Source organism: Nocardioides flavescens (genome assembly GCF_009823805.1).
GTDB classification, from domain to species: Bacteria; Actinomycetota; Actinomycetes; order Propionibacteriales; family Nocardioidaceae; genus Nocardioides; species Nocardioides flavescens.
On sequence record NZ_WUEK01000003.1, the window covers coordinates 106216 to 128809 of the forward strand.

The following is a 22594-nucleotide window of genomic DNA, read 5'->3' on the forward strand; positions in this document are numbered from 1 at the left end:
TGGGTCTCCGTCAGAGCTCGCGGCTCTGATCGTAGGCCAGCAGCGCGACCCCGAGCGACAGTCGTGAGGACGGGTCGTCGAGGGGGTGGCCCACCAGCTCCTCGAGGCGGCGCAGCGCCGGGTAGAGCGAGGTGCGGTTGCGGTGGGCGACCCGGGCCAGCTCGGTGACGTTGCCGCCCACGGCCAGGAAGTGGCGCAGCAGGTCGACGAGGCCGCCGCCGTAGCGCGCCTCGTGCTCGAGGAGCCGGCCCAGCTCGGCCTCCGCGAACTCCTGCAGCCGCGCGTCCTCGCGCAACGACATGAGCAGCCCGGCCAGGCGGATGTCGGCCTGGCGCACGCAGCCGTGCGCCGTCGTCCCGACGGCCATCGTGGCGGCGACGCCTGCGATGGCGCGGGCCGAGCGCAGCGACGTCGCCGCGGCCAGCACACGGGTCACCGGCTGGCCGGCGGCCAGCACGGCGTCGGGCTCGCGAGCGCTCAGGGAGCGGGCGACCTGGTCGAGTGCCGCGTCGTCGGTCACCAGCAGGCCGACGTGACCGGCGTCCAGCACGCCGACCAGGCCGGCCAGACCGTCGAGCGCGGCCACCACCTGCTCGCTCAGCTCGACCACCCGGCGCTGGGCGGCGCCTGCGTCGCCCGGGGGCTCGGTGCGCAGCCGCGCCACCGCACCGACGTACGCCGGGGAGTCGGGCAGGCCGAGCGCGTGCAGCCGGGCTCCGGCCACCGCCTCGGGGCCGAGCCGGTCGTCGAGCAGGTCGAGCAGCACCCCGCCGTGCACGCGCAGCTGCAGCGCGGTCGTGTCGCGCTCGATCATCCGGCCGAGCTCGAGGGCCTGCGCGGTGCGCTCCAGCACGAGCCGCGCGCGGGCCTCGTCGGGCACCCGCGTCAGCACCAGCCGACCCCACGCCCCGCCCTGGATGCCGACCGGCGTGCACAGCCAGCCCTCGGGACCGCTCCGCTCCGTCGCCCGGCCGTACGCCGTCAGGCGGGACCGGCGCTCCCAGTCGACGAGCAGCCGGTCGACCGGCTCGCCGCGGGCGGCGCTGACCAGCACGCGGCGCGAGAGGTCCTCGAGCACGACCGAGCCGCGGGCGAGGTCGGCGGCGGCCTCGACGAGGCGGGCCATCGGCGCCCGGTCCAGGCTGAGCTCGGTGAAGCGCTGGTGCACCTCCCCGGCGAACCTCACCTCCTCGAGCTGCTCGGCCGCGATCGCGCGGTGCAGCAGCTCGGTCACCTCGACGAAGCGGACGCCGCGGTTGAGGGCGACGACGGGCAGCCCGGCCGCGCGGGCCCGGCGCAGGGCCGACTCCGGCACCGACGGGTAGGCCGCGCTCAGCTCGATGACCAGGCCCGCGGCGCCGACCTCGACGAGCTGACGCACGAAGTCGTCGGCGGCCTCGGGTGAGGAGGCCATCCCGAGACCCGTGGTCAGCACGAGCTCGTCACCGGCGAGCACCGAGCCGATGTCGCGCACCTCCGAGACGTGCACCCACCGGAGTTCGGCGTCGAGTCCGTCGCCGCCGCTCAGCACCACCGGGTCGCCCGCCGACAGCACGGGCAGGGCCAGCGCTTCGCGGACGGTCACCGGCACGCGACACATCGTCGCACGCAGGACCGCACGGGTGACAGGTCGTCCCTCGCGCTCGGCGTACGACGGGAGGAGGATGGGTGCATGCAGACCATCGCGCACTGGATCGACGGCAAGGCCCACCCCGGCAGCGGCGACCGCGTCGGCGACGTGACCAACCCGGCGACCGGTGAGGTCAGCGCCCAGGTCGCGTTCGCCTCGCCGCAGGACGTCGACGCCGCCGTCGCCTCGGCGAAGAAGGCCGGTCTCGACTGGGCCCGCACCTCGGTGAGCGCACGCACGCAGGTCGTCTTCCGCTTCCGCGAGCTGCTCAACTCCCGCAAGGAGGAGCTCGCCGCGATCATCACCGCCGAGCACGGCAAGGTGCGCTCCGACGCCCTCGGCGAGGTCTCGCGCGGCCAGGAGGTCGTGGAGTTCGCGTGCGGCATCCCGCACCTGCTCAAGGGCGGCAACTCCCCGCAGGTCTCGACCGGCGTCGACGTGAAGAGCATCCGTCAGCCGCTCGGCGTCGTGGGCATCATCAGCCCGTTCAACTTCCCGGCGATGGTCCCGATGTGGTTCTTCCCCATTGCGATCGCCGCGGGCAACGCGGTCGTCCTCAAGCCCAGCGAGAAGGACCCGTCGGCCGCGATCTGGATGGCCGAGCTGTGGCAGGAGGCCGGGCTGCCCGACGGCGTCTTCACCGTGCTGCAGGGCGACAAGGTCGCCGTCGACGGCCTGCTCGACCACCCCGACGTGGCGGCGATCAGCTTCGTCGGCTCGACCCCGATCGCGGAGTACGTCTACGAGCGCGGGAGCCGCGCCGGCAAGCGCGTGCAGGCCCTCGGCGGCGCCAAGAACCACATGGTCGTCCTCCCCGACGCCGACCTCGACCTCGCCGCCGACGCCGCCGTCAGCGCGGGCTACGGCTCGGCCGGCGAGCGCTGCATGGCGATCAGCGTCGTGGTCGCCGTCGGCGACACCGGTGACACGCTGGTGGACAAGATCGCCGAGCGCACCCGCACGCTCCAGATCGGCGACGGCGCCAAGGACACCGACATGGGCCCCCTCGTCACGAAGGTCCACCGCGACAAGGTCGCGGGCTACGTCGACGCCGGCGAGACCGAGGGTGCGACGCTCGTCATCGACGGCCGCGAGGTCCGGGCCGACGGTGCCGCCGACGGCTTCTGGCTCGGCCCCACCCTCTTCGACCACGTCACCCCGACGATGAGCATCTACACCGACGAGATCTTCGGCCCCGTGCTGAGCGTCGTGCGCGCCGAGACCTACGCAGAGGCCCTCGAGCTGATCAACGCCAACAAGTACGGCAACGGCACCGCGATCTTCACCAGCAACGGCGGTGCGGCCCGCGAGTTCGAGACCGACGTGCAGGTCGGCATGATCGGCGTCAACGTGCCGATCCCCGTGCCGATGGCCTACTACTCCTTCGGCGGCTGGAAGGCCTCGCTCTTCGGCGACACGCACGCCCACGGCACCGAGGGCGTCCACTTCTTCACCCGCGGCAAGGTCGTCACCACCCGCTGGCCCGACCCCGCGACCGCCGGCGGCCTCGAGCTGGCCTTCCCGCGCAACCACTGACCGGCGTACGACGAACCGCGAGGAGCACGAGATGAGCACCGCCTACGAGCTCGACCGCCAGCACGTCTTCCACTCCTGGTCCGCCCAGGCCGAGATCAGCCCGATGGTCATCTCGGCGGCGCGCGGGTCCTACGTCTGGGACGACGAGGACCGCCGCTACCTCGACTTCTCCAGCCAGCTGGTCTTCACCAACATCGGCCACCAGCACCCGCGGGTGGTCGCGGCGATCCAGGAGCAGGCGGGACGGCTGTGCACCGTCGCGCCGCAGTTCGCGAACGCCGAGCGCTCGCGTGCGGCCGAGCTGATCGCGGGCCTGGCCCCCGACGGCTTCGAGAAGGTCTTCTTCACCAACGGCGGCGCCGACGCCAACGAGCACGCGATCCGGATGGCGCGCCTGCACACCGGCCGCCACAAGGTGCTCTCGGCCTACCGCAGCTACCACGGCGGCACCGAGACGGCCATCAACGTCACCGGCGACCCGCGGCGCTGGCCCAACGACACCGCCACCAGCGGCACGGTCCACTTCTTCGGGCCGTTCCTCTACCGCTCGGAGTTCCACTCCACGAGCGAGGAGGAGGAGTCGGAGCGCGCGCTGGCCCACCTGCGTCGCACCATCGAGGCCGAGGGCCCCGCGACGATCGCGGCGATCATCCTCGAGTCGATCCCCGGCACCGCCGGCATCTTCGCCCCGCCGCCGGGCTACCTCGCCGGCGTCCGCGCGCTGTGCGACGAGCACGGCATCGTCATGGTGCTCGACGAGGTGATGGCCGGCTTCGGTCGCGCCGGTGCGTGGTTCGCCCTCGACCTGTTCGGCGTCGTGCCCGACCTCATCACCTTCGCCAAGGGCGTCAACTCCGGCTACGTCCCGCTCGGCGGCGTCGTGATCAGTGACCGGATCGCGGCGACCTTCGACCACCGGCCCTACCCCGGCGGCCTCACCTACTCCGGCCACCCGCTGGCCTGCGCGGCCGCGGTCGCCACCATCGAGACGATGCGCGACGAGGGCATCGTCGAGAACGCCGCCCGCCTCGGCCGCGACGTCCTCGGCCCCGGCCTCGCCGAGCTCGCCGAGCGCCACCCGTGCGTCGGCGACGTCCGCGGCGTGGGTGCCTTCTGGGCGCTCGACCTGGTCACCGACCCCGGGTCCAAGGCGATGCTGTCGCCCGCCCAGCTCGCCGACGTGGTCTCGGCGGCCAAGGGCTCCGGGCTGCTGCCGTTCGCCAACACCAACCGCATCCACGTCGTGCCGCCGTGCACGATGAGCGACGACGAGGCCCGCGAGGGGCTCGCCATCCTCGACGAGGCGCTGAAGGCCGGGGATGCGCACGTCGCCTGAGCGCCGCTCAGCCCTCCGCCCCACGGCCTACGAGCGGCACGCCCCGCCGGCCGCCGCGGTCGACGCCGCCCTGGCGGGCTCGCGGCCGGCGGTGTTCTGGCTCGAGGACGCCCGCGGGCCGGCGTACGCGCCGCTGACCGGGACGGTCACCACCGACCTCGCCGTCGTCGGCGGGGGCTACTGCGGGCTGTGGACCGCGGTGCTCGCCAAGCGCCGCGACCCGGGCCGCCGCGTCGTCGTGCTCGAGGCAGGCACCGTCGGCTGGGCCGCCTCGGGTCGCAACGGCGGCTTCGTCGAGGCCAGCATCACTCACGGCGAGGAGAACGGGCGGCGCCGCTGGCCAGAGGAGTACGACGAGCTGGAGCGGCTCGGGCACGACAACCTCGACGCCCTCGAGGCCGACGTCCGCGACCTCGGGCTCGACTGCGACTTCGAGCGCACCGGCGTGCTGTCCGCCGCGGTCGAGACGCACCAGGTGCCCTGGATCGAGGGCGACGCGGGCTTCCTCGACCACGACGCGGTGCGCGCCGAGATCGACAGCCCGCTGTTCCTCGCCGGGTCGTGGGACCGCGACGGCTGCGCCCTCGTCCACCCGGCCCGGCTCGCCCACGAGCTCGCGCGGGTCGCCTCCGAGCTCGGCGTGGAGGTGCACGAGCACACCCGGGTGACCGGTCTCGACGCCCCCGCACGAGGGCCCGTCACGCTGCACACCGACCGCGCCACCGTGCGCGCCGACCACGTCGCACTGGCCACCAACGTCTTTCCCTCGCTGCTGCGCCGCACCCGGCTGCTGACCGTGCCGGTCTACGACTACGTGCTCATGACCGAGCCGCTCACCGCCGAGCAGCGCGCCGCCATCGGCTGGGAGCACCGTCAGGGGCTCGGCGACCTGGCCAACCAGTTCCACTACTCCCGCCTCAGCGCCGACGGTCGCATCCTGTGGGGCGGCTACGACGCGGTCTACCACCGCGGCGGGCGCGTGCGGGCGGCGTACGAGGAGCGGCCGGAGAGCTTCCGCCGCCTCGCCTCGCACTTCCTCGCGGCGTTCCCGCAGCTCGAGGGCATCCGGTTCAGCCACCGCTGGGCCGGCGCCATCGACACCTCGACCCGGTTCTCGGCGTTCCACGGCCTCGCCATGCGCGGCCGGGTCGCTTACGCCGCCGGCTTCACCGGGCTCGGGGTCGGTGCCACCCGCTTCGCGGCCGAGGTGATGCTCGACCGGCTCTCCGGGGCCTCGACTCCCCGCACGCGGCTCGAGATGGTGCGCCGACCGCCGGTGCCGTTCCCGCCGGAGCCGCTCGCCGCCGTCGGCATCGACCTCACCCGCTGGTCCCTCGACCGCGCCGACCACCGTCAGGGTCGTCGCAACGCCTGGCTCCGCACCCTCGACGCCGTGGGCCTCGGCTTCGACTCCTAGGACACGTCCTCAGCCTTCTGTCTGGCCCCTCCGGGGCGGTAGTCACCGACGTTCGGCCGGTACTCACCGACGTTCCAGGGGGCTGAGAGCCCTCTCAGGCCCCCGAAACGTCGGTGACTACCGGACGGGGGCGGTCTGGACCGGCTAGGTTCGAGCGCACGACGCAGCGTGGCGCCGTACGACGAGCGACCGGGGGGCGGGCGTGCGCAACTGGTCGCACACCGTGTCGTTCTCCTCGACCGAGGTGGCGCGGCCGCACGACCTCGACGAGCTCCGCGCGGTCGTGGTCGGAGCCGAGCGGGTGCGGGCGCTCGGCACCCGGCACTCCTTCAACCGGGTCGGCGACACGACCGGGACCCACGTGCTGCTGGACGCGATGCCCCGCCACCTCGAGGTCTCGCCGGACCGCACCGAGGTCACCTGCGACGCCGCGACCACACATGCCGAGCTGGCGAACGCGCTGGCCGACCACGGGCTGGCCCTGCCCAACCTCTGCTCCTCGCCCCATCTCGGCGTGGTCGGGGCCGCGCAGACCGGTGCGCACGGCTCCGGGGTCCGGCAGCCCGCGCTCGCCGCCCACGTCACTCGTCTCGAGCTCGTCGACGGCCGCGGTGAGCTGCGCACGGTGGGACGCGACGACCCGGGGTTCGACGCGCTGAGCGTCGGCCTCGGGGCCTTCGGCGTCGTCCACCGCGTCACCGTGCGCGTCGTGCCGGCGTTCGAGATGACCCAGACCGTGCACGAGGACCTCGCCTGGGACGCACTCCTCCCGCACCTCGACGCGGTCGCGGCGAGCGCCTACAGCGCCAGCCTCTTCACCCGCTACGACGACCGGGGCGTCACCCAGGTGTGGCGCAAGCACCGGGTCGGCGATCCCGAGGCCCTCGACCTGCGCGACCTCGGCGCCCGGCCCGCCACCGAGACCCGGCACCCGCTGCCGGCCTCGGGCACCCAGGACGTCACGCCTCAGCTCGGGGTGCCCGGCCCCTCCCACGAGCGGCTGCCGCACCTGCACCCCGGCTTCTGCCCGCGCTTCGGCTCCGAGATCCAGTCGGAGTACCTCCTCGACGCCGCCCGGGCCGTCGAGGCGATCGAGGCCCTGCGGGGACTCGCCGACCGGCTCGACCCGCTCCTCGCCGTGGCCGAGATCCGCCACGTCGCCGCCGACGACGCCTGGCTGAGCCCGTCGGGCGGGCGCGACAGCGTCGCGCTGCACTTCACCTGGCAGCGACTGCCCGACGAGCTGGCCGAGCTGCTGCCGGTGGTCGAGGCCGCGCTGCTGCCGCTCGGTGCACGGCCCCACTGGGGCAAGCAGTTCGCCTGCTCACCGCGCGACCTGCGCGCGGCGTACCCCCGGATCGAGGAGTGGGGAGCGCTGGTCGGGGCCTGGGACCCCGACCGGCGCTTCCGCAACGACCTGCTCGACGCGCTCCTCGACGGCTGAGCCGGCTGAGGCTCAGTCGTCCTCCCAGTGCGGGCCGTAGTCGACGCCCTTGTGCCAGACGAACTCGGGTCGCACGGTCACCTCGGGCTCTCCGCGGAACTTGGTGTACGTCGTGGTGTAGGCGTTGCGCGAGTTGCCCGGGCGCCACTCGAAGTCGAACTGGCGCATGTACTGACGGGCGACCTTCTTGCCTTGGAAGGCGGCGAGGACCTCGTCGTTGTAGGCGCCGAGGGCGCCCCAGTTGGAGGAGCCGGTGAAGACCAGGTTGGCGTTGGGGTCGCCGTTGTAGTTGCCCTGGATGATGATGAACTTCTGGTGCGAGTAGTAGTCCAGGCTCAGGTCGAGCTTGCCGTCGGGGTTCTTCACCGGGCTCGAGTCGGGGTGGTAGTCGAAGCTCGTCGAGCGCAGCGGCATCCGCCCGCGCGGGGTCTTGCGGGCCAGGTGGCCCTTGGTGTTGAAGCCGACCAGGCCGAAGCTGAACCGCGCCTGGCAGCCCTGGGCGAACTTCTGCACGTAGGCGTCGGCGAGGTAGTCACCGCGGTTGCCGCGGATCGTGTGCATGTTGACCGCGAGCTTGGTGCGCTGACGGGTGCCGTCGGGCAGCACGGTGATGCACTGGACCTTGTTGAGGATGTTGACGATCGGGTCGTTCTTGGGCCCGACCAGGCGCGGGAAGGTCACGGTCGTGCCCCAGTCGCGCGAGTCGTCGCACGCGTTGCCGCCGATGCTGCTCGCCGGGGCCCCGCAGAACGTCGGGAACGGCGGCTGCGCGGTGTCGTAGTCGACGGTCATGTCCTCGAACAGCGCGAGGTAGCCGTTGTAGAGAGCGGCGTCGCCGGCGGTGAGGAACAGGTCGTTCCACTGGTGCTTGGCGGCGTTCATCGTGAGGTTGTGCGAGCCGACGAAGACGGCGTCCTTTGACCCGCCGGTCTTGCTGAACAGGTAGAACTTCGAGTGCAGCAGGCGCTTGGGCTGGTCGGTGCGGCAGCCGGACTTGCACTTGTAGATGAAGTTGGCCTTGGTGCGGTTGCTGCCGAGGCGGGCCCGCAGCAGCTTCATCGCCTTGGTGTCCTGGTGGTCGTTGAGCAGGATCTGCACCTTGACCCCGCGGTCGCGAGCGGCGATGAGCCGGCGCGCGACCGGGATGCGGTCGAACGAGTAGAGCGCGATGTGGATCGCCGAGCCGCGCTTGGTGTTGTCGATCGCGTCGACGACCTGCCGCTCGATGCGCAGCCGTGCGGGCCAGCCGCCGCGCGGGTTGTTGAAGAAGGCGCCCTCGGGCACCCGGTAGCGGCCCTTCTGGGCGACGGACTCCCGAGCGACGCTCTTCTGGGCAGGTGACGTGCTCGCCGCGGGAGCCACGGTGGCCTGCTGCGGCGCGGGCGCCGCGGTGGTGGCGCCGGCGGCCAGCAGCTGGCCTCCCAGCGCGAGGACGACGAACGACGCCGTCGTGGCGAGGACCTTCTTCAACGTGTGCACCCCAAACTCTTCGGACCAGACGCATCTCTGACGCACCTGGGGCCCCGGAGGTTCGCCGCCGGGAGCGACATTGTGCGCTCGCTCCCTGTGAGCGCGGGTCATCCGGCTCCCGGCGTCGGCGCTCACCCGTTCCTCGTCGACCGCCATGGCGACATCATGGCCGTCATGACCGACAACGGACCCGGCTCCGAGCTCGTCCACCTCGAGACCGCCGACGGCGTCGCGACGGTGACGCTCGACAGCCCGCACAACCGCAACGCGCTGTCCCAGCAGCTGGTGCGCGAGCTGTTCGAGCGGCTGGAGGCCGCGGAGGCCGACCCCGAGGTGCGGGTCGTCGTGCTGCGCTCCAGCGGCCGCGTCTTCTGCTCCGGCGCCGACCTGTCGGAGGCGAGCACGGTCGGGATGGAGGAGGGCGCCCGGGCGATGGTGCGCATGCAGCGCCAGATCGTCGCGCTCGCCAAGCCGGTCGTCACGGTGCTCGCCGGACCGGTCCGGGCCGGCGGCATCGGCATCGTCGCGGCCTCCGACGTCGTGGTCGCCGCGGAGGAGGCCGACTTCGCGCTCACCGAGGTCAAGCTCGGCCTCGCCCCGGCCGTCATCTCCCTGACGGTGCTGGAGCGGCTGACGAGCCGCGCGGCGGCGTACACCTTCCTGAGCGGGGCGAAGTTCACCGGCCCCGAGGCGGCGCGGGCGGGTCTCGTCACCCTCGCGGTGCCCGCCGACCGGCTCGAGGGCGAGGTGACCCGGGTGGTCGGCGAGCTCGCGACGGGGGCCCCGCAGGGGCTGCGGGAGACCAAGGCACTGCTCGCAGCCCCGCTGCTCGCCCGCCTCGACGCCGGCGCCGAGGAGATGGCGACGCTCAGCGCGCGGCTGTTCGGCTCGCAGGAGGCCAAGGACGCGATGCTCGCGTTCCTCAGCCGCGGGCGCTGAGCCGGTCGCGCGCCGGGTCCGTCGCCGATCAGTGTCGGTGGCCCCTGAGACGTTAGTCTTGAGGGCTTCGTCGCCAGGGCGGCGAGTGGACACGAAGGACGCAGGGGCCGAGGGGATCGCCGTTGACTGACGAGCTGGTCGAGCGCGAGATCGAGCGCGAGCAGGCGTTCGTGGACCGGGTCTACGTGCAGCTGGAGGCCTCCGCGAGCGCCGCGAAGCGGCTCGCGCGCGAGGGTCACGAGCGCGCCCACCTCGGTCACGAGGGCGGGCTGGTCGAGCGCGACGCGATGGTCTTCCAGGCCGCGCGCCGCATCGCCCAGCTCGACGCGGCACACGAGGGGCTGGTCTTCGGCCGCCTCGACCTGCGCCACGAGCTCGACGCCCAGCCGCGCTACGTCGGCCGCATCGGTCTGCGCGACTCCGAGCGCGACTCGCTGCTCATCGACTGGCGCGCCCCCGCGGCCGCGGTGTTCTACCAGGCCACGGCCGCCGACCCGCAGCGCGTCGTGCGCCGCCGCGTGCTGCGCTCGGCCGGGCCGACGGTCACCGGCGTCGAGGACGAGCTGCTCGACGCCGAGGCGCTCGCCGAGCTCGAGGAGCAGGGCGTCGAGCTGCCGATCATCGGTGAGGGCGCGCTCATGGCGCAGCTGTCGCGGGCCCGCGACCGCACGATGCACTCGATCGTCGCGACCATCCAGGCCGAGCAGGACCGCGCGATCCGCGCCCCCAGTCGGGGCGTCACCGCGATCAGCGGCGGTCCCGGCACCGGCAAGACGGTGGTGGCGCTGCACCGCGTCGCCTACCTGCTCTACAACGACCGGCGCCGCTACGAGAGCGGCGGCGTGCTCGTCGTCGGCCCGAGCGGCGTCTTCATGCGCTACATCGAGCGCGTGCTCCCCAGCCTCGGCGAGACGGCCGTCGCGCTGCGCTCGCTGGGCGAGGTCGTCGACGGCCTGCGCACCACCCGCCACGACGAGCCCGCCGTCGCCGACGTCAAGGGCTCGGCGCGGATGGCCACCGTCGTACGCCGCGCCGCGCGGCTGCAGGCGCCCGGCAGCCCCGAGCACTTCCGCGTCTTCTACCGCGACGACGTGCTCACGCTCGACAAGGGCGTGCTCGGCCGGGTCCGCCGCCAGCTGATGTCGCAGGGCCGTCGCAACCGTCAGCTGCCCCGCGTCGCCGGCGCCCTCCTCGACGCGCTGTGGCGCCAGGTCCGCGGCGAGCGCGGCGTCGACCGCGGCCGCGAGGCCTTCGAGGAGGACCTGCTCTCCGACGACGGCTTCCTCGACTTCGTGCTCGCCTGGTGGCCGCCGCTCGACGCGCCCACGGTGCTGGGCTGGCTGCGCGACCCCGAGCTGCTCGCCCGGGTGTCCGACGGCGTGCTGAGCGGCGAGGAGCAGCGGCTGCTGCTGAAGTCCTGGAGCGGCTCGGGGGCCGCGGGGGACCTCTCGGTGCAGGACGTGCCGCTCGTCGACGAGCTGCGCTACGCCCTCGGCGACGTCCCGGCCCGCACCGACGACGAGCGCGACCTGGACGACACCTCCCTGCTCACCGGCGGCCACGACGTGCAGGAGCTGCTGACGGCCAGCGACCGCGAGTTCTCCTCCGGCCCGGCCTGGAAGCCCCCGACGCACCGCATCGAGGACGACCCGTTCGCCCACGTGCTCATCGACGAGGCGCAGGACCTCACGCCGATGCAGTGGCGCATGGTCGGCCGCCGTGGCCGCACCGCCTCCTGGACGATCGTGGGCGACCCGGCCCAGTCCTCGTGGCCCGACGCCGCCGAGGCCGCCGAGGCCCGCGCGGCGGCGCTCGAGGGCAAGGAGCGCCACGAGTTCCACCTCTCGACCAACTACCGCAACTCCTCTGAGATCTACGCCCACGCTGCGGCGTACGCCCGCCGCGTCGGTCTCGACGCCGACCTGCCGACCGCCGTCCGCTCGACCGGCGTCGAGCCCCGCGTGGTCACCGGGGTCGCCGACCTCGAGGCCGCGACCCGCGAGGCCGTCCTCGACGTCGCCGGGCAGGTCGGCGGCACCGTCGGCATCGTCGTCCCGGTCGCCCGCCGCTCCGAGGCCAACGCCTGGCTCGCCTCCTGGCCCGAGCTCGCCGAGGACGCCCCCGGAGCCCGCGCCGCGGTCGACTCCTCGGTGACGCCCTCGGGCGAGGACCGCGTCGTCGTGCTGACCGGCCTCGACACCAAGGGCCTGGAGTTCGACGCGATCGTCGTCGTGCGCCCCGAGGAGATCGAGGCCGAGTCGCAGACCGGCCGCGCGACGCTCTACGTCGTGCTCACCCGCGCCACCCAGCTGCTCACCACCGTCTCCTGAGCTCCGGCCCCTGCGCACGACGTGCGGGGCCGGGGGAGCGGTGCCTGAGCAACCTTCTGGCGGCTCGGGAAGGTTGCGGGGGCACCGCCGCCCGAATCGGCGCCGCCCGGTGCGGCGAGCGGGCCCGAGCCGACGAAGCGGGTCCCGGGCCGACGGTCGCGTACCTTGTCACCCGCCCGCTCGTCCTGTCCTGGGAGGACCTCCGTGCGTCGTGTCGTCACGCTCGTGCTCGCCCTGCTCTGCCTGACGACCGCCCTGGTCGCCGGAGCGACCACCGTGACCACCGGGGACGCCGCGGACGCGGCGGAGGCCGCGGCCTCGAACCGCGGCGCCGCCTCGGCGTACGACACCCGCCTCGGCCCCGGGGAGTGCCGCCTGACCGGCCGGGTCTACGTGCCCGGCCGCGGGTGCTCGCGCGACCGGTGCGTGCCGGGCTCGACGCTGTGGAAGTTCGGCACCGACGCCGAGCTGTGCGAGCAGCGCGGCCGCAAGGGCGACATCTGGGCCCAGCCGATCGCGAAGCCGCGCTGCGAGCGGCTCGGGCGGGTCTGGCTCGCCCAGATCAACGCCTGCGCCTCCAACCCCGACCGGGCCCGCACCCGGATGCGCGACGTGCCGCAGTGCACCGACCGGCGGGCGACCTACCTCAACCACGCCGAGACCGAGGGCTCCTACGACGAGTGCCTCAGCCCGCGCAAGGTGCGGGTCTGGTCGCGCGCCGCGCGCAAGGAGGGCACCACGCTGGCCCGGGTCGCACTCGAGCGCGGCCGCGCCAACTGCGCCTACCGCGGCGGCTTCGTCATGGTGGACGGGCTCTGCACCGAACGCCAGGGCCCGCCGGCGGAGCCCGGTGGTGTGGTGCTGATCGGCGACTCGGTGAGCTGGCGCGCGCAGGACGAGCTCGCTCCGCGCGAGCCCGACTGGGTGCTCGACTCCAAGCCCGGCCGTCGCCTCGACGAGCTCGGCACCCGTCTCGACTGGATGCGCGCCGAGCACGGCGAGCCCGACGCGGTGATCGTCCAGCTCGGCACCAACCACCGCCGCGGCTACTCCGAGGCCGACTTCGACGCCACGCTCGCCACGCTGCCGGCCGACGTGCCGGTGATGTTCCTGCTGCCCTACCGCGAGCGCACCCCCGGCAACGCCTCTCAGGTCCGCGCCACCCGCACCTACGCCGGCTGGATCGCCGCCGCCGCCGACCAGCGTCCGCTGACCTGCCTCGCCGACTGGCCGTCGTACGCCGCGAAGCACAAGAGCCGGCTCGTCGACGGCGCCCACCCGCGCGCGAGCGCCGAGGAGTGGTACGCCCGCTACGTCGTGCGCCAGTGGAACGCCTGCGGCTCCCAGCTCGGCCGCTGACGCCACCGCCCGCCGACGACGTCGGCGCTCCGCTCTAGGCTTCGTGCCGTGAACGCCTCCAGTGACGCCCGGGCCGCGATCGACGCGCTCCAGGGGCACGAGGCGTGGGCGATCATCCGGCGCTCGACCCGGGTCGGGGCCAAGGCCACCGTGGGTCTCGTCGGTGGCCGGCGCAGCGTCGTCGAGTCGCTGCTCGACGTCCCGCTCGAGACCGGCGTCCCCGAGGCCGGCCACCTCGCCGACCGCCTCGTCGCGGTGCCGTTCCGCCAGGTGCGCGAGCGCGGCTTCCAGGCCCACGACGACGGCACCCCGCTCGTCGTCGTCGACGTCGAGACCGAGCTGGAGTTCTCCGTCGAGGAGGTCGTCGCGGCGATCGACGACGTCGAGGTCGAGTTCGCCGACCGGGGCGGCTTCGAGACCGACGACGACGAGTACGCCGCCCTCGTCGCCTCGGTCATCCACGACGAGATCGGCCAGGGCGAGGGCGCCAACCTCGTGCTGGGCCGCCACTACCGCGCCACCGTCGCCGACTGGGGCGCCGACAAGGCGCTGGCGGTCTTCAAGCGGCTGCTCGAGCGCGAGCGCGGCGCCTACTGGACCTACGTGTTCTTCACCGGCGACCGCTACCTCATCGGCGCGACGCCGGAGCGGCACGTGACCGTCCACGACGGCGACGTGCGGATGAACCCCATCAGCGGCACGTTCCGCATCCCGGGCGAGCCCGGCGCCGACGTGCGCGGGGCGCTGCTCGACTTCCTCCATGACGAGAAGGAGCTCTACGAGCTCTACATGGTCGTCGACGAGGAGCTGAAGATGATGTGCGACATCTGCCACGAGGGCGGGCAGGTGCTCGGCCCGTTCCTCAAGCCGATGAGCCGGCTCGTCCACACCGAGTACCTCCTCGCCGGGCGCACCGACCGCGACCCGCGCGAGGTGCTGCGCGACACGATGTGGGCCGCCACCGTGACCGGCTCACCGGTCGAGAACGCCTGCCGCCTCATCCAGCAGTACGAGCCCGCCGGTCGCGGGTACTACGGCGCCGCCCTCGCGGTGCTCGGCCGCGACGAGCGGGGCGGCCCGCAGGTCGACAGCCCCATCGTCATCCGCACCGCCGACGTCGACCTCGAAGGGCGCCTCACGGTGACCGCCGGGGCCACGCTGGTGCGCGACTCCGACCCGGCCTACGAGGTCGCCGAGACGCACGCCAAGGCCGGCGGCATCCTCTCGGCGTTCGGCCTCGTCGCGCCCGCGCCCGTGCCCGACGTCGACGTCGCGGAACTCGTCAACGACGAGGACGTGCTGCTGACCCTGCACGCGCGCAACCAGCGGCTCTCGTCGTTCTGGCTGACCGACCAGGCGGGCGCCCCGCCGGACCCGCGGCTGGCCGGCCGCACGGTCGTGGTCCTGGACGGCGAGGACGACTTCGTCAACATGCTGCGCCACGTCCTCGGCGTGCTCGGCCTGCAGACGAGCGTCGTGAGGTACGACGACCACACCGAGGGCTGTCTCGACGACGCCGACCTGGTCATCGTGGGCCCGGGCCCCGGCGACCCGCGCGACGACGACGACCTCAAGATGCAGACGCTGCGGGCGGCGGTCGCGCGGCTGCTCGAGCGGCGCCAGCCGTTCCTCGCGGTCTGCCTCGGCCACCAGGCGCTGTGCCACCAGCTCGGCCTCGGGCTGCACTACAAGGACATCGTCTTCCAGGGCACCCAGTCACCGGTGACCATCGACGGGCGCAGCGAGCGGGTCGGCTTCTACAACACCTTCGTCGCCCGCGTCGACGACGCGGCGGGCCTGCCCGACGGGGTCCGGGTCGAGACCGACCCCGAGACCGGCGACGTGCACCGGCTCAGCGGGCCGCACTACGACGGCATCCAGTTCCACGCCGAGTCGATCCTGACCCAGCACGGCTACGACCTGCTGCACACCCTCGTCGGCGGCCTGCTGCTGCCGGATCCCACCCACGAGGGTGGGATTTCGGGCTGACTTCGGCCCAGGTGCTGGGAAGGGCGCGACCAGCCTGGTCTCATGGTGGAGGGGCCCGATGGTGACCTGCCCCCCAGCGCCATCGGGCCCCGCTCAACCCTGTGGACTCAGCGCTCGACCTTCATCTCGCCGAGCTCGGACCACTCGGTCCCCTCGACCTGGAAGTTGATGATCCGCGGCGTCTCGGCGAGGTACTGCGGCAGCTCGGCCTGGGCCTGCTTGAAGTGGTCCGAGGTCACGTGGGCCTCGGCCGCGTCGTCCTGGAAGGCCTCGAGCAGGACGTACTCGTTCGCGTCGTCGAGGCTGCGCGACCAGTCGAACCACAGGTTGCCCGGCTCGGCCCGGGTGGCCTCGGTGAAGGAGCGGGAGATCTTGGGCCAGGCGTCGGCGTGCTCGGGCAGGACTCGGAAGCGTGCGGTGATCACGATCATGGCTCCCAGCCTGCCAGGCGGGCCTCGCGATCTAAGGTGAGCCGGTGGTCGCGGACGTGGTGGTGGTCGACCACCACGACTCCTACACCTGGAACCTCGTGCACCTGATCGGCTCGGTGACCGGCCGGCTGCCGACGGTGGTGCAGCACGACCGGGTCGGGGCCGACGAGGTGCTGCGCCACTCCCACGTCGTGCTGTCGCCCGGCCCGGGTACGCCGGTCGACGAGTCCGACTTCGCGGTCGGCCGCGACGTGCTGCGCGACGGCTCGCGCCCGGTCCTCGGTGTCTGCCTCGGCATGCAGGGCCTCGTCACGACGTACGGCGGCACGGTGGACCGCGTCGACCCGGCCCACGGCGTGGTCGAGCGGATCCGCCACGACGGGCTCGGGGTCTTCGCCGGGCTGCCGCAGCTGTTCTCGGCGGTGCGCTACCACTCGCTCGCCGCGCTGCGGCTGCCCGAGGAGCTCGCGGTGACCGCCTCCGACGCGGGCGGCGACGTGGTGATGGGGGTGCGGCACCGGTCGCTGCCGCAGGAGGGCGTGCAGTTCCACCCCGAGTCGATCCTGTCCGAGCACGGTGCGGCGATGATCGCGAGCTTCGTGTCGTGAGCGGCTCGTGAGCGGCTCGTGACCGTCGTGGACGCCTTCCGTGAGGCGGCGGCCGGCCACGCGCGGTGCGTGTGGCTCGACGGCGGGGGAGCACGGGAGTGGTCGAGCGACCAGTCGCTGCTCGGCGTCCTCGAGCCCGACGACGTCTCGCTGACCTACAGTGCGGCGACCGGCGAGGTCACCCGCCACGTCGACGGCACGGCCGAGGTGGTCGGCACCGACGTCTTCGAGGTCCTCGCCGACGAGATGGCGGCCGGATCGCGCCGTGACCAGTGGTTCGGCTACGTCGGCTACGCCTGTCGCCCCGACCTCCCCGCCCACCCCGCCGGCCCCACCGACGTCCCCGACGCCGTCTGGATGCGCCCCAGCCGGACGCGCCTCTTTCAGCACCGGTCGGACGTTTCCCCGGCTGGCCGGGGAAACGTGCACTCAGGGGGCGACATTCCGACCCCCCTGAGCACCTTTCCCCGGCTGACCGGGGAAACGCCCGCCCGCTACGCCGACGCCTTCGCGCGAGTCCAGGAGCAGCTGCGGGCGGGCAACACCTACGAGGTCAACCTGACCTACCGGCTCGACGCGGAGAGCGCGCTCGACCCGGTCGCGGCGTACCTCCGGCTGCGCGAGCTCAACCCCGCGCCGTACGCCGGGTTCCTGCAGCACGACGTGCCGGGGGCGCGCGGGTGGCTGCTCAGCTCGAGCCCGGAGCGCTACGCGCTGGTCACCCGGGCCGAGGACGGCTCGCGGGTCATCGAGACGAAGCCGATCAAGGGCACGACCCCGCGCGGCGCGACGCCGGCCGAGGACGACGAGCTGCGCCGCCGGCTCGCCGCGGAGCCGAAGTTCCGCGCCGAGAACCTCATGATCACCGACCTGCTGCGCAACGACCTGGCGATGGTCTGCGAGCTCGGCACCGTCGAGGTGCCGAGCCTGCTCGCCGTCGAGTCCTACCCGAGCGTGCACCAGCTCGTCTCGACCGTGCGGGGGCGGCTGCGCGACGACGTCTCGACGGTCGGGGCGCTGCGCGAGCTGTTCCCGGCCGGCTCGATGACGGGTGCGCCCAAGCTGCGCACGATGCAGGTGATCGCCGACGTGGAGGCGACCCCGCGGGCGGCGTACGCCGGGGCGTTCGGCTGGATCTGCGCCGACGGCCGCGCCGACCTCGGCGTGGTGATCCGCACGCTCACCACCACCGGACCGACCGAGGACGAGGACCGCTGGCCCTACCGCCTCGGCACCGGCGGCGGCATCACCGTGCAGTCCGACGTGGACGAGGAGCATGCCGAGTCGCGCTGGAAGGCCGAACGGTTGCTGGGTTCGCTGTTGTCGGACCCGTCCGCGACATAGTGTCGTAACTCGTGGCCCCCACCATCGACACCGTGACCGCTCCGCACGTGATCGTCCTGTTCGGCGCGACCGGCGACCTGGCCAAGCGCAAGCTCCTGCCCGGCCTGCTGCGACTCACCCAGGCCGGACTGCTGACCGACACCCGCATCGTCGGGACCTCGCTCGAGCAGCTCACCACCGAGGAGTTCGTCGCCAAGGCACGCGCGGCCTGCGCGGAGTTCGGCAAGGGCCAGCTCGACGACGGCAAGTGGGAGATCTTCGCCGAGATGCTGAGCTTCGTCTCGCAGTCGGAGGGCCCGCACGCGCTCGCCGAGGCGGTCCGCAAGGCCGAGGCCGACCTCGGCGCCCCCGGCGAGGTGCAGCTGCTGCACTACCTCAGCGTCCCGCCGAAGGCAGCGCTGAGCGTGATCCGCCAGCTCGCCGAGGCGCGGCTGGTCGACCGGGCGCGGATCATCATGGAGAAGCCGTTCGGCACCGACCTCGAGTCGGCCGTCGCGCTCAACAACGAGGTCCACGAGGTCTTCGACGAGGACCAGATCTTCCGCATCGACCACTTCCTCGGCAAGGAGGCCGCCCAGAACATCCTGGCCTTCCGCTTCGCCAACGGTCTCTTCGAGCCGATCTGGAACCGCAACTTCATCCAGCACGTGCAGATCGACGTGCCCGAGACCCTCGGTCTGGAGGGCCGCACGGCGTTCTACGAGACGACCGGTGCCTTCCGCGACATGGTCGTCACCCACCTGTTCCAGGTGCTGGCGTTCATGGCGATGGAGCCGCCGACCTCGCTGGCGCCGGGCCCGATCAGCGACGAGAAGCTCAAGGTCTTCCGCTCGATGAAGACCATCGAGCCGCACGACGTGGTGCGCGGGCAGTACAACGGCTACCGCGGCAAGGAGGAGGTCGCGGAGTACTCCGACACCGAGACCTTCATCGCGCTGCGCATCGAGATCGACAACTGGCGCTGGGCCGGCGTGCCGTTCTTCCTGCGCACCGGCAAGAAGCTCGCGGAGGGCGCGCGCGTCATCTCGATCGCCTTCAAGGAGCCCCCGCTCTCGATGTTCCCCGCCGGGTCGAACGCCGGCATGCAGGGCCCCGACCACCTCACCTTCGACCTCGCCGACCAGTCACGGATGTCGCTGTCGTTCTACGGCAAGCGCCCCGGACCGGGCATGCAGCTGGAGAAGCTCTCGATGCAGTTCGCCACCCACGAGACCGCCTCCGCGGTCGGCGTGCTCGAGGCCTACGAGCGGCTCATCCTCGACGCGATGAAGGGCGACCACACCCTCTTCACCACCGCCGCCGGCATCGAGGCCCTGTGGGAGAAGTCGATCCCGCTCCTGCAGAACCCCCCGCCGGTCCGCGCCTACGCCCCCGGCTCCTGGGGCCCCAACGCCATCCACCAGCTGATCGCGCCGCACGCCTGGCGGCTGCCGTTCGAGCGCTCCTGGCGCGAGAGCAACAACTACAGCAGCTGAGTGTGGTCTCGAGACGGCGCTGGCGCGCCTCCTCAACCACCGGTGTCGGTGGTTGAGGAAGGACGAAGTCCTGTCTCGAAACCACCCGGCCCCCCCCACGCGACAATGGCCCGTCCGGGCCGTGTCCGGTCGGGCCGGCCCGCGGCACCCTGACGGGGTGACCGCTCTCCTCCGCTCCCTGTGCGCCGCGCTCGCCCTGCTCCTCGCGGCCACGACCGCCCCGGCGGCGTACGCCGCACCGCCCCCGCTGAAGGCCTCCTTCAAGGACGGGCGGACCTCCGACCCCGCGGTCGACATCTCGCGGGTCTCGTTCGAGGGCAGCTGGTACTGGACGTCCGAGCAGTACGTCCGCGTCGCGGTGCCGGGCGGGTTCCGCACCGGCCACCGGCTGACCGTGTGGTTCGACGTCGACGGTGACAGCACGCCCGACGGCCACTACACGCTGCGGCTCGGCGAGGTGAAGAACCGCAAGCAGGGCTACCTGCGCGACGAGCAGGAGTTCCGCCTCGGCGGCGGCTGGGGGTACGCCGGCACGAAGGTCCGCTGCTCTGGCGACGACGGCTACGCCCAGCCCGAGTCCTCCTACGTGAAGCGCGGTCAGCGCGAGATCGGCCTGGCGCTCGACCTGTGGAACTGCCTGCGCCGCTCGGCCCCGGTGAGCGACGACGACTCCGGGTCGTGGCGGGTCTCGGTCGAGGTGTCGCGGGGACGGCTCAGCGACCACGCCCCCGGCCCGGAGCGGTGGAGCCCCGCGGTCGCCGGGTGGGGACCGTGCGATCAAGGGGCGTGTTGATCGAGTCCACGCGGTCGCCCGCGCGGCGTCGCATCGGACTCGGACTGCGTTGTCGTCGCCCGCCGTGGCGCCGCCACGGCGGGCTCCTCCGCCTTGCCAGCTCCGCGCGACCCCACGCCTGCTCCCACGGGGACTCGATCAGCACACCCCAGCGGCGGCTCCTGCTCAGGCTGAGTCGTCGGGGCCGGCCGGGTCGCCGGCCGCAGGGTCCGCGGGCGGGCCCGACGGCTTCGGCGTCGGAGCGCCGGGCACGCGGAAGGTGAGCCGGGCCCCTCCGCTCGGTGCGCGACCGGCCTCGACCGAGCCGCCGTGGCGTTGCGCCGCCTGGGCGACGATCGAGAGCCCGAGCCCCGAGCCGGGCATCGACCGCGACTCGTCGGAGCGGTAGAACCGCTCGAAGACGTGCGGCAGGTCGGCCTCGGCGATGCCGGGACCCTGGTCGTCGACGGTCACGACGCCGCGGGCCAGGCTGACGGTGACGGTGCCGCCGGCCGGGCTCCACTTCGCGGCGTTGTCGAGCAGGTTGGTCAGCGCTCGCTCGAGCGCCGGCCCCTCGCCGTCGACGTACCACGTGTCGGCGTCGACCTCGAAGGTCACGGACGGGGCCCGGCGACGTACGCGTGCCACGGCCTGGTCGAGCACCTCGCTCAGCTCGACCGACTCGAAGGCCCGGGTCACCGGCTCGTCGCGGGCGAGCTCGACGAGGTCGCCGACCAGCGTGGTCAGCTCCTCGAGCTGGGCCTGCACGTCCTCGAGCAGCTCGGCGCGGGCTTCGGGCGGCAGCGCGTGGTGGGTCGAGTCGGACTGCGAGAGCAGCTCGATGTTGGTGCGCATCGAGGTGAGCGGCGTGCGCAGCTCGTGGCCCGCGTCGGCGACCAGGCGCCGCTGCCGGTCGCGGGAGGCCGCGAGCGAGGCCAGCATCTGGTTGAACGCCGAGGCGAGGCGCGCGATCTCGTCGGCGCCCTCGACCGGGATCGGTGCGAGCCGCTCGGTGCGGGCGATGTCCTCGGCGGCGCCGGTGAGGCGGCGTACGGGTCGCAGGCCGTTGCGGGCCACACCCCAGCCGGCGACCCCGGCGATGACGATGCCCGCGATGCCGAAGAGCAGGGTGACCAGCCCGAGCTTGCCGAGCACCCGCTGCTGAGGCTCGAGGGACTGGGCGAGCGCGATCGCGACGCCGGGTTGGCGTGTCGGCACCGTCACCACCCGGTAGTCGCCGCCGCCGTCGGCCGCGCGGATGGTTCGGACACTCAGGTCAGAGGTTCCTTGGGCGACGGCGAATTCGCGGTCGTCCAATCGAACGCGGTCCGACCATCCCTTGAAGCTGACGACGCCGTTGGAGTAGACGAAGCCGACCCGCACGTCCGTCGCGCCCAGCAGGATCAGAGGGACCTCCTGGTCGGGATCGAGCTGTCCCAACTGATTGACGAGGCTGTCGAGCTGGGAAGAAACGCTTTGCGCCCGCTCAGTGAGCGACGCGTCCAGTGACGACTGCAGCTGCAGCCGCACCGTGGCGTAGGCCCCGAGCGCGACCATCGTGACCGCCAGGCCGACGGCCATCGTGGTGAGCAGGGTGACGCGGCTCGCGAGCGAACGACGGTAGTGCCAGCGCTCGGGCAGGAGGCCGGTCTGCGCAGCGGCGCTCACGCTTCCTTCAGCACGTAGCCCACGCCGCGGACGGTGTGGATCAGCCGCGACTCGGCCTCGGCCTCGGTCTTGCGGCGCAGGTAGCCGACGTAGACCTCGAGGGAGTTGGCGGTCGTCGGGAAGTCGTAGCCCCAGACCTCCTCGAGGATGAAGCTGCGCTCCAGCACGCGGCGGGGGCGGCGCAGGAACATCTCGAGCAGGGTGAACTCTGTGCGGGTCAACTCGATCAGCCGCTCGCCGCGGCGCACCTCGCGCGTGGCGATGTCCATCGACAGGTCCGAGAAGGACAGCACCTCCTCGTCCTGCTCCGGCACCACGGTGGCGCGGCGCAGCAGCGCGCGGACCCGGGCCAGCAGCTCCTGCAGCGCGAACGGCTTGGTGAGGTAGTCGTCGGCGCCGGCGTCGAGGCCCTCGACCCGGTCGCCGACCGCGTCGCGCGCCGTCAGCACGAGGATCGGCACGTCGTTGCCGGCCGCGCGCAGCGCCTTGGTCGTCTCGATGCCGTCGAGGCGCGGCATCATCACGTCCATCACCACCACGTCGGGGTGGTGGCCGGCACCGGCCGCGCCGAGCCCGGCCAGCGCCTCGGCGCCGTCGGAGGCGGTCGAGACGTCGTAGCCGTTGAACTCCAGCGAACGGCGCAGGGACTCGCGCACCGCCTTGTCGTCGTCGACGACCAGGACGCGGTGCTTCTGCGGTGCGACGGCGTTCACGGGTCCATGCTGCCAGTCCGGGCTGAGTCACCGCTGAGAGTCGGCCACCCGGGACGGGACCACCGCTGGTTGAGGAGGCGCGCCAGCGCCGTCTCGAAACCACCGGCCGGGCGCAGTGGTTTCGAGACAGGAC

17 protein-coding genes are annotated in these 22594 nt (G+C 73.0%); 12 read left to right on the forward strand and 5 right to left on the reverse strand.

Annotated elements, in window-relative coordinates:
* Positions 1 to 10: 10 nt before the first annotated feature.
* Positions 11 to 1591 carry a PucR family transcriptional regulator ligand-binding domain-containing protein gene (locus GRQ65_RS05640; RefSeq protein WP_160876079.1) on the reverse strand — a complete coding sequence of 527 codons (1581 nt, stop codon included), beginning with the start codon at positions 1589 to 1591 and terminating at the stop codon, positions 11 to 13.
* A gap of 81 nt (positions 1592 to 1672) precedes the next feature.
* On the opposite strand from GRQ65_RS05640, the gene GRQ65_RS05645 reads away from it, so the two are divergent.
* The 4 genes from GRQ65_RS05645 to GRQ65_RS23835 all read left to right on the forward strand — a co-directional run bounded on the left by GRQ65_RS05645 (position 1673) and on the right by GRQ65_RS23835 (position 7363).
* Entirely contained in the window at positions 1673 to 3166 is a 1494-nt protein-coding gene (locus tag GRQ65_RS05645; RefSeq protein WP_160876081.1) for a CoA-acylating methylmalonate-semialdehyde dehydrogenase, read from the forward strand.
* A gap of 31 nt (positions 3167 to 3197) precedes the next feature.
* Positions 3198 to 4502 (forward strand): aspartate aminotransferase family protein, encoded by a 1305-nt coding sequence (locus tag GRQ65_RS05650; RefSeq protein WP_160876083.1) that lies wholly within the window; start codon positions 3198 to 3200, stop codon positions 4500 to 4502.
* Positions 4486 to 5919: an NAD(P)/FAD-dependent oxidoreductase gene (locus tag GRQ65_RS05655; RefSeq protein WP_160876085.1), complete on the forward strand. Its 1434-nt coding sequence runs from the start codon at positions 4486 to 4488 to the stop codon at positions 5917 to 5919. The genes GRQ65_RS05650 and GRQ65_RS05655 overlap by 17 nt, the downstream gene beginning before the upstream one ends.
* A gap of 202 nt (positions 5920 to 6121) precedes the next feature.
* A complete protein-coding gene (locus tag GRQ65_RS23835; RefSeq protein ID WP_160876087.1) occupies positions 6122 to 7363 on the forward strand; it encodes a D-arabinono-1,4-lactone oxidase in 1242 nt (413 codons plus the stop codon).
* A 12-nt stretch (positions 7364 to 7375) separates the two neighbouring features.
* Here the strand turns inward: GRQ65_RS23835 and GRQ65_RS05665 are convergent, their stop codons facing one another.
* Positions 7376 to 8842 carry a phospholipase D-like domain-containing protein gene (locus GRQ65_RS05665; protein ID WP_160876089.1) on the reverse strand — a complete coding sequence of 489 codons (1467 nt, stop codon included), beginning with the start codon at positions 8840 to 8842 and terminating at the stop codon, positions 7376 to 7378.
* 165 nt (positions 8843 to 9007) lie between these two features.
* Between GRQ65_RS05665 and GRQ65_RS05670 the strand changes: the two genes are divergently transcribed.
* The 4 genes from GRQ65_RS05670 to GRQ65_RS05685 all read left to right on the forward strand — a co-directional run bounded on the left by GRQ65_RS05670 (position 9008) and on the right by GRQ65_RS05685 (position 15450).
* The gene (locus tag GRQ65_RS05670) at positions 9008 to 9772 is read left to right on the forward strand and encodes an enoyl-CoA hydratase family protein (RefSeq protein WP_160876091.1); all 765 of its coding nucleotides are present in this window, start codon (positions 9008 to 9010) and stop codon (positions 9770 to 9772) included.
* 122 nt (positions 9773 to 9894) lie between these two features.
* Positions 9895 to 12102: a HelD family protein gene (locus GRQ65_RS05675; RefSeq protein WP_160876093.1), complete on the forward strand. Its 2208-nt coding sequence runs from the start codon at positions 9895 to 9897 to the stop codon at positions 12100 to 12102.
* A 204-nt stretch (positions 12103 to 12306) separates the two neighbouring features.
* The gene (locus tag GRQ65_RS05680) at positions 12307 to 13461 is read left to right on the forward strand and encodes an SGNH/GDSL hydrolase family protein (RefSeq protein ID WP_160876095.1); all 1155 of its coding nucleotides are present in this window, start codon (positions 12307 to 12309) and stop codon (positions 13459 to 13461) included.
* Between the two features lie 48 nt (positions 13462 to 13509).
* Positions 13510 to 15450, forward strand: coding sequence for a chorismate-binding protein (locus GRQ65_RS05685; RefSeq protein WP_160876097.1), 1941 nt, complete (start codon positions 13510 to 13512; stop codon positions 15448 to 15450).
* A gap of 107 nt (positions 15451 to 15557) precedes the next feature.
* Here GRQ65_RS05685 and GRQ65_RS05690 read toward each other — a convergent pair whose 3' ends face one another.
* The gene (locus GRQ65_RS05690; protein WP_160876099.1) at positions 15558 to 15881 is read right to left on the reverse strand and encodes a putative quinol monooxygenase; all 324 of its coding nucleotides are present in this window, start codon (positions 15879 to 15881) and stop codon (positions 15558 to 15560) included.
* Between the two features lie 44 nt (positions 15882 to 15925).
* Here GRQ65_RS05690 and GRQ65_RS05695 point away from each other — a divergent pair, with 44 nt between their 5' ends.
* The 4 genes from GRQ65_RS05695 (at position 15926) to GRQ65_RS05710 (ending at position 20101) form a co-directional block, all read left to right on the forward strand.
* Entirely contained in the window at positions 15926 to 16489 is a 564-nt protein-coding gene (locus tag GRQ65_RS05695) for a glutamine amidotransferase-related protein (protein ID WP_160876101.1), read from the forward strand.
* 18 nt (positions 16490 to 16507) lie between these two features.
* Positions 16508 to 17833 (forward strand): chorismate-binding protein, encoded by a 1326-nt coding sequence (locus tag GRQ65_RS05700; RefSeq protein ID WP_160876103.1) that lies wholly within the window; start codon positions 16508 to 16510, stop codon positions 17831 to 17833.
* Between the two features lie 11 nt (positions 17834 to 17844).
* Complete coding sequence (zwf, locus tag GRQ65_RS05705) at positions 17845 to 19308, forward strand: glucose-6-phosphate dehydrogenase (protein WP_439331847.1); 1464 nt, start codon at positions 17845 to 17847, stop codon at positions 19306 to 19308.
* Positions 19309 to 19465: 157 nt separating this feature from the next.
* Positions 19466 to 20101: a hypothetical protein gene (locus GRQ65_RS05710; protein WP_160876105.1), complete on the forward strand. Its 636-nt coding sequence runs from the start codon at positions 19466 to 19468 to the stop codon at positions 20099 to 20101.
* 165 nt (positions 20102 to 20266) lie between these two features.
* On the opposite strand, the gene GRQ65_RS05715 is transcribed toward GRQ65_RS05710, so the two are convergent.
* A complete protein-coding gene (locus GRQ65_RS05715) occupies positions 20267 to 21748 on the reverse strand; it encodes a HAMP domain-containing sensor histidine kinase (RefSeq protein ID WP_337191510.1) in 1482 nt (493 codons plus the stop codon).
* Positions 21745 to 22461, reverse strand: coding sequence for a response regulator (locus GRQ65_RS05720; protein ID WP_160876107.1), 717 nt, complete (start codon positions 22459 to 22461; stop codon positions 21745 to 21747). The genes GRQ65_RS05715 and GRQ65_RS05720 overlap by 4 nt, the downstream gene beginning before the upstream one ends.
* Between the last annotated feature and the right edge of the window lie 133 nt (positions 22462 to 22594).